Raw genomic sequence first — 5,672 nt, 5'->3', positions numbered from 1 at the left:
CCCTGACCCCCCGCCCCGCCCGGCGGGGGCGGTGGTCAGTGGAGGAGGTGGACGGCGCGGGGCACGGCGGTGAGCGTCACGGGCAGGTCGAGGGAGCGTTCGCCGTCGGCGTAGGTGGTGATGCCCTCGGCCGCGATGGTGATCGTGCGGGCTCGGTAGGTGTGCACCAGGGGGTGGTTGACGTGGGTGCCGGCGTAGATGCGGGGTTTGACCCGGATCAGGGTGCGCCGGTCGAAGCGGCCGCCGACCACCACGTCGAGCAGGCCGTCGGTCGGGTCCGCGTCCGGGCAGATCCGCATCCCGCCGCCGTAGCTGGCGCCGTTGCCGACCGCCACCAGCACCGCGTCGACCTCGATCCGCTCGTCGTCGAGCGTGAGGGTGTACCGGCGCGGCCGGAGCCGGGCAAGTTCCGCCAGGATGGCCAGGTCGTAGCGGCGGGGGCCACGCGGCCAGCGCATCCGGTTGGCCCGCTCGTTCACGATGGCGTCGAAACCGGCCGCGAGAACGGCGCCGTACCAGCGGACGGTGCCGTCGGCCCCGGTCATCCGGGCCAGGTCGACCGGCCGGCTGCGCCCCTGCCGCAGCGCCGTCGCGATGACGTCCACGGCCGCGCGGGGTTCGCTCGGAAAGCCGGTCTCCACGGCGAAGTCGTTGCCCGTGCCGGCCGGAACCGGCCCGAACGGCACGGTGCCGCCGGCGACCGCCTGCAACGCCCGGTGGACCGTGCCGTCGCCGCCCACCGCGACCAGCGCGGACGCGCCGTCGGCGACGGCGCTTCGGCAGGCCGCCTCCGCCTCGTCCGCGCTGGTCGCGGTCAGCAGCCGGACCGGCCGGCCGGCGGTGGAGAGCCGATTCAGCAGGTCCGGCAGCAGCCCCCGGTGCCGGCCACGGCCGGCGGTCGGGTTGGCCAGTACGGCGACCGGCCCGTCGGGCGGCGCGCCAGCGGGCAGGTGATCGTCTGCGGTCACGGCGAGCACCGTACCCGCTGGTCCGCCGGCTCTGTCAGCTGGCGGAAAGGGTGAATTCTCGCCTCGGCGACCTCAGCGTGCCGCGCGTCGCAGCCGTCCCCACGGTTTGAACACTGACAGGGTCGTCGCGAAGAGCACCGCTGCGGTGGAGACGATCGGCGGAAAGGCCAGGTCGGTCAGGACCGGGAGCGGGCGCCCGGCGGCGAGGGACGCCCGGGCCCCTGCGGTCAGCTCGTGGATGCCGGGGCCGAGCGCGGCGATGACCAGGGTGACCAGAACTACGTTGAGAACCAGCTTGATCGCGACCCACCAGTACCGCACCAGCCCGTACTTGGTGCCGAGGCCGAGCAGCACTCCGGTGGCCAGGCAGAGCAGACCGACGGCCGCGAGCGGCCAGGTGGCGAAGTAGCCGATGCTGGTGAGTGCGGCCGCGGCACCGAGGTCGTCGCCGGGGGTGAACGCCGCGAGCACCAGCAGGCCCAGCACGATGTCGATGCCGAGCCACGCGCCGGCGGCGGCGATGTGCAGTAGGAGCAGCACCTTGCGCAGCCGCGGCCCGATGCGCCACCGGACCGTGGCCGGGCGGGTCGTCGTGCGGCTACTCGGCCGGCGCAGCTGGATACCAGTCATGCCCGCCATGGTCGGCCGGCGCGGGCCGGCGGGCGTCGTCCGGGCGACGCATTCCGGCGTACCTCCGCAGACGTAGTCCCGGCCGGCCCCGCAGGACCGCCATACGGACGAACGCCGCCCCGAGGGGCGGCGTTCGTAGCGGTCGGGTCGGGTTCGGTCAGGTCACGTCGTCGTAGCGACGCTCGATCGGCTTGGGCGCGGTCACCGGCTCGGGGGCGTCGATCGGGCTGACCCCGTCAACTGGCCGTCCCGCGTCGACCCGCTCCTGGTCGAACTCCAGCGGGGAGACCTCGTCGTCGTCGATGCCGGCGTAGATCTCCTTGCCACGTCCCCGGCGCTTGTCGTTGATGAACGCGACCCCGACCGCGGCGAAGTAGAGCGCGCACAGGCAGAGCGCCAGCGCCGTCATGCCGAACGGGTCCGGCGTCGGGGTGACCACCGCGGAGAAGGCGAAGAACGTGAAGACCGCGATCCGCCACCAGCCGAGCAGCCGCTTCGCGCTGGCGATGCCGACGAAGTTGAGCATCAGCACGATCAACGGGAACTCGAACGCCACCCCGAAGATGACGATCATGTTGGTGACGAACGAGATGTACCGGGTGACTTCCAGCGAGGTGTCGACCCCGGTGACGCCCGCTTCCAGCAGGAACGACAGGCCCTTGTCCACCACGAAGTACGCCAGGGCCGCGCCGCCCATGAACAGCGGCGCGGCGATCGCCACGAAGATGTAGGCGTACTTGCGCTCGTTGCGGTGCAGGCCCGGGGCGATGAACGCCCAGAGCTGGTAGAGCCACACCGGCGAGGCCACGATGAGCCCGATCCAGAGCGCGAGCTTGAGTTTCAACAGGAAGCCGTCGGCCGCGCCGAGCTGGATGAACGGCTGATCCGGGTTGATCCGGTAGTACGGCACGGCGAGCAGATCGAAGACCGGGTCTGCCAGCACGAAGCCGACGACGAAGCCGACGACGAGCGCGAGCGAGGCACGGAAGAGCCGGTTACGCAGCTCGCGTACGTGCTCGATGAGGGTCATCGAGCCGTCGGCGGCCCGATCGAAGTTGGTCGGACCGCGCTTACGGAGTCCGAAGGCCACGGTAATCGGCCCCGCTGATCAGTTGTCGCGGACGCGCTGCACCGGGTCGACGACCGGCTGCTGCACCGTGCCCTGGTACGGCTGCTGCTGCGCCTGCTGCGGAGGCTGCGGGGTGAGCGGCTGGTAGCCGGCCTGCGCGTCGGCCTTCTCGGCGAGGTCGCGGTCGTCGTCGGCCAGGCTCTTGGTCTCCGCCTTGATGATCCGCAGCGAGCGGCCCAGGGAACGCGCCGCGTCGGGGAGCCGCTTCGCGCCGAAGAGCAGGATCAGCACGACCACGAGTACGGCGATGTGCCAGGGCTTGAGGGCACCCATGGGAAGCTCCAGTCGCTCTGTGTCGATGAGGGGTGTACCGCAGCCCATCGTACGTGCGTCGTGGGCCGTTGCCACCCACCGGGCGGTGGTGGTTCGTCCCGGCTGGTGAAGTCTCGGCCAACTGTGACTGTCTCGTCAACCAGGCAAGTGGATCATCGTGACCGCAAAAAGGCCACTTCACGCCCGGAACCGAATTTCGCAACCGCAGCACCGACCACACGCTCCGGGCCGCACGCCGCTGGTGCGTGGGCGCTCAGCCGCCGCGCCGGGACCTGATCAGGGTGAGCCGCTGCTCGGTCGTCTCCAGCCGGCCCTGCAAGCCCTCGGCCCGCTGCTGGAGGCTCTCGGCCGCCGCACGCAGCGAGGCGGCCTCGTCGGCCCGCAGCTGCAGCGCCAGCGCCGCCCGGCGCAGCCCGGGCAGCCGCGCCAGCACGGGTCGCACGGCCAGGGCGAGCACGACCAACGGGACCAGCACCAGCGCGAGCACGATCCACTTCAGCACGGCCGCCAGCCTACTGCCTGTCCACCGCCGCCGCCGGGTCCGCGCCGGGCGGCACCGGCGTCGCGTACGCGTCCAGGGCCGCCACCGCCGTGTCCCGTACCTGCCCGGCCAGTTCGGCCGGGGCGAGCACGGCGACGTCCGGGCCCAGACCGAGCACGAATCGGCGGGCCCAGCCGAGGTCGGTGACCCGCAACGAGACCACCCACCGCTCGCCGTCCGCCTCGACCCGCTCACACGGGTAGTACTCGGTGATCCAGCGCTCGCCCCGACCGATCCGCAGCGTGATCAACGGCAGGTCCGGCGACGGCCGGAACACCCCCTCGCTCAGGTCGTGCGGGCGGGCCTGCGGTGGCACCACGGCCGGCTCGTCCAACTCGGCGACCGCGTCGATCCGGTCGGCCCGGAACAGCCGCACCGCCTCGGCCCGCCGGCACCACGCCTCGACGTACGTCCGGCCGCCGACCATCAGCACCCGCAGCGGGTCGACCACGCGCTCGGTGGTCTCGTCCCGGGCCACCGTGTAGTAGGTGATGCGGAGCGCGCGCCCGCCCTCGACCGCGGCCCGCAGCTGCTCCACCCGGCCGGTGTCGCCGGGCAGCCGCACCTCCACCGGGGCGGCCACCAGGTCACCGGCCGCGTCCTCGATCTTCGCGAGGGCCCGCTCGACGGCCTCCCGGTTGGCCACCCCGGGCGTCTCGGCCAGCATCCGCAGCGCCACCACCAGGGCGAGGGCCTCGTCCGGCGTGAGCCGCAACGGCCGGTCGATGCCGGCGTCGTAGGTGATGGTCACCCGGTCGCCGTCGAAGGCCATGTCGATCAGGTCGCCCGGGCCGTACCCGGGCAGCCCGCACACCCACAGCAGTTCCAGATCCTCGCGCAGCTGCCGCTCGGTGACGCCCAGGTCGCCGGCCGCCTCGGAGATCTCGATGCCGGGGCGGGCGAGCAGGTAGGGCACCAGGTTGAGCAGCCGGGCCAGCCGGTCGGCGGAGGTGCGCGAGCCGGCCCGCGCAGTCGCGGTCATCGGGTCACCGCCATCTCGTCGTGCCGGGTGGCGATCTCCTTGAGCCGCTGGATGACCGCCTCGCGTACCTCGGGCGGGTCGAGCACCCGCACGTCGGGGCCGTAGCCGACCAGGTGCCCGGCGAGGGAGTCGGCGTCGGCGTACGGCAGGACCAGCCGGTCGGCTGTCGGCCCGGCGGTGACCGCCACGGCCCAGCGTCGCAGCCCGGCGGCCCGCCCGGGGGTGACCAGCACGGTCGCCCGGCCGGCCCGCTCGGTCGGGCCGGACCAGCGGGCCACATGGCTGATCAGGTCGACCCCGGCCGGCGGCTGGTAGCCGCCCGCGTCGCCGGTGGCCCGGACCTGGCCGACCACCCGCGACAGCCGGAAGCAGCGGGTGGCGCCGCGGTCCAGGTCGTGGCCGACCACGTACCACCGGCCGCGCCAGCAGACCACGCCCCACGGTTGCAGCCGGCGGCGGGTGGGCGCGTCCTGGTCCGGTACGCGGTAGTCGAAGCGGACCTCGCGCCGGTCCCGGGCGGCGGCGGTCAGCGGGGCGAACGCCGGGTCGACGGTGACCATCGGCTCCAGCCCGAGGGTGGCCTGCGGGTCCACGTCCACCCCGGCGGCGCGTAGCTTGGCCAGCCCGGACGACGCGGCGGCGGCCAGGCCGGCGTGCTGCCACAGCCGCGCGGCGATGCCCACCGCCGCGGCCTCGTCGGGCTTGAGGGGGATGTCGGGAAGGGCGTACTCCCGGCGGGCGATCCGGTACCCGGGCTCGGTATCGAAGGCGCTCGCCGTCCCGGTCTCCAGCGGTACGCCCAGCTCCCGCAGCTCGGCCTTGTCCCGTTCGAACTTGCGCTGGAACGCCTCGTGCTCGCGGGCGTCGTTCGGATCGTGCTCGTAACCGGGCACGGTCGCGGCGATCTGCGCGGCGGTCAGGAACCGCCGCGTAGACAGCAGGCAGATCACCAGGTTGACCAGGCGCTCGGTCCGGCTACGCGACACCCGTAAACGCTAGCAGCCACCAGCCCTCCCACACGCACCCGCGCGGGCGTGCCGCCCCACGCCGCCATCCAACCCGCCGATCTTGCACTTTCGGTCGCCCGAACGCCCCTTTTGACAGCTTTTGCCGCAACGACAAGTGCAAGATCGACGGGGGTGTGGGGGG

At 73.1% G+C, this 5,672-nt stretch carries 7 protein-coding genes; all 7 read right to left on the bottom strand.

Translation table 11 applies throughout. From position 1 onward, the window contains the following. Positions 1-35 precede the first annotated feature (35 nt). On the bottom strand, positions 36-977 hold the full coding sequence (locus tag C1I95_RS31320) for a diacylglycerol kinase (protein ID WP_111219382.1): 942 nt from the start codon (positions 975-977) through the stop codon (positions 36-38). A 63-nt stretch (positions 978-1,040) separates the two neighbouring features. Then, the gene (locus C1I95_RS31315) at positions 1,041-1,598 is read right to left on the bottom strand and encodes a hypothetical protein (RefSeq protein ID WP_111219380.1); all 558 of its coding nucleotides are present in this window, start codon (positions 1,596-1,598) and stop codon (positions 1,041-1,043) included. A gap of 157 nt (positions 1,599-1,755) precedes the next feature. After that, a complete protein-coding gene (gene tatC / locus C1I95_RS31310) occupies positions 1,756-2,688 on the bottom strand; it encodes a twin-arginine translocase subunit TatC (protein WP_111219378.1) in 933 nt (310 codons plus the stop codon). Positions 2,689-2,706: 18 nt separating this feature from the next. Beyond that, positions 2,707-3,000, bottom strand: coding sequence for a Sec-independent protein translocase subunit TatA (tatA, locus tag C1I95_RS31305; RefSeq protein ID WP_111219376.1), 294 nt, complete (start codon positions 2,998-3,000; stop codon positions 2,707-2,709). 253 nt (positions 3,001-3,253) lie between these two features. Then, entirely contained in the window at positions 3,254-3,502 is a 249-nt protein-coding gene (locus C1I95_RS31300; RefSeq protein ID WP_111219374.1) for a hypothetical protein, read from the bottom strand. Positions 3,503-3,512: 10 nt separating this feature from the next. Further along, positions 3,513-4,523 (bottom strand): helix-turn-helix transcriptional regulator, encoded by a 1,011-nt coding sequence (locus tag C1I95_RS31295; protein WP_111219371.1) that lies wholly within the window; start codon positions 4,521-4,523, stop codon positions 3,513-3,515. Beyond that, the gene (locus C1I95_RS31290) at positions 4,520-5,509 is read right to left on the bottom strand and encodes a helix-turn-helix transcriptional regulator (RefSeq protein WP_111219369.1); all 990 of its coding nucleotides are present in this window, start codon (positions 5,507-5,509) and stop codon (positions 4,520-4,522) included. Before C1I95_RS31290 ends, C1I95_RS31295 begins: the two co-directional genes overlap by 4 nt. Between the last annotated feature and the right edge of the window lie 163 nt (positions 5,510-5,672).

It is taken from the genome of Micromonospora craterilacus (assembly GCF_003236315.1).
GTDB lineage: Bacteria > Actinomycetota > Actinomycetes > Mycobacteriales > Micromonosporaceae > Micromonospora > Micromonospora craterilacus.
The sequence above is the reverse complement of the archived record's forward strand: the minus strand, read 5'-3'. Positions and strand labels throughout refer to the sequence as shown.